The sequence below is a fragment of the Hymenobacter terricola genome (genome assembly GCF_017921975.2).
GTDB classification, from domain to species: domain Bacteria; phylum Bacteroidota; class Bacteroidia; order Cytophagales; family Hymenobacteraceae; genus Hymenobacter; species Hymenobacter terricola.
Map to the genome: position 1 here is coordinate 1 of NZ_JAGEMO020000063.1, position 1231 is coordinate 1231.

Annotated in this window: 2 protein-coding genes; both read right to left on the minus strand. The window is 68.4% G+C overall.

The genetic code is table 11. The annotated features are described in order from the left end of the window. Window positions 1–7: 7 nt before the first annotated feature. Entirely contained in the window at window positions 8–745 is a 738-nt protein-coding gene (locus J4G38_RS22375; RefSeq protein WP_210522237.1) for an IS630 family transposase, read from the minus strand. Continuing rightward, the gene (locus J4G38_RS22380; RefSeq protein WP_210522236.1) at window positions 703–1089 is read right to left on the minus strand and encodes a helix-turn-helix domain-containing protein; all 387 of its coding nucleotides are present in this window, start codon (window positions 1087–1089) and stop codon (window positions 703–705) included. The genes J4G38_RS22375 and J4G38_RS22380 overlap by 43 nt, the downstream gene beginning before the upstream one ends. Window positions 1090–1231: the final 142 nt, after the last annotated feature.

Here is a 1231-nt window from a genome sequence, read left to right on the forward strand (position 1 = left end):
CTAGTGCTTAGTCAGGGGAATTATCAATCCTAATTTTCTGGTAATGCCGTCCGAGTTTGGTGCGGGCCTTCTCCAGGGTAAATTGCCAGCGCACGGTGGCGCGGGCGGCATTGCGCTGGGCCACGCAGGCGGCCACGTGGGCGGAGAGTTCCTCCTGGGTGGGAATGCGCTGGTGCAGGCACTGGCGGGCGATGGCGGAGCGTTCGAGTTCGACCATGTTGAGCCAGGAGGCGTTTTTGGGCGTGTAATGCACCTCGAAGCGGGCCGAGAGGGCGCGGGCCTCTTTGGCCGGCAGGTGCTGGTAGAAGACGGCGTCGGTGTGGGTGTTGAGGTTATCCTGCACCAAGACAATTTTTTCGGCCTGCGGATACGCGGCGGCCAGCGTTTGCATGAAGCGGCAGTAGTCGGCGCCAGTGCGCCGGGCTGACACCTCCACCAGGCGCTGGCCGGTGCCCGGCTCGAAGGCGGCCAGCAGGCAGGCCGTGCCCTGGCGCACGTAGGTGCTGCTTTCCCGCCGGGGCCGCCCGGCCGTGGCCGGCTGCTCGCCCACCGCAGGCTGGGCCGGCACGGGCGGCAGCGGCTCGACGGGCTGGCCGTGCAGCACGCAGGGCCGCTCGTCGAAGCAAACGACGGGAAACTGCGCATCGTAGGGCCGCTCGTAGACGGCCAGCACGTCTTCCATCCGGGCCACGAAGGCCGCGTTCACCGCCCCGAGGCACCCGTGCTGCTGGCGGTGGGGCTGCAACTCGTTTTTTTGAGCACCTGGCGCACCGTCTCGTGGGAAATAGCGTCCACCAGGCACAGCTCCACCGCCTTATCGGCCAGCAGGCGCAGGGTCCAGCGGCTGTGGCCCACCGGGGCCGGGGTACAGGCCAGCGCGGTGAGGGCGGCGCGCTGCGGGCCGTCCACCTGCGGCGGTCCACCGCTGCGCGGGGCCTCGGCCAGGGCCGCTTGCCAGCCCGCCGCTTCGTAGCGGCGGCGCACCTGACTGACGGCTTGCCGGCCCAGGCCAACGGCCCGGCCGGCCGCCTGCTGGCCGATGCCGGTGGCCAGGGCCAGCAGGGCTTGGGCGCGGCGTACCGCACGCACCGGCTGACGACCGGAGCGTGTAAATTTTTCGAGGGCGGCCTGGTCAGCTGCCGGAAGGGAAAAGGGAGAGATTGGTCGGGCCATAGGCCCTCAACTCTAAATCCTTAATGTTGTTGCTTAACTCGATTGACGCAGCACTAGT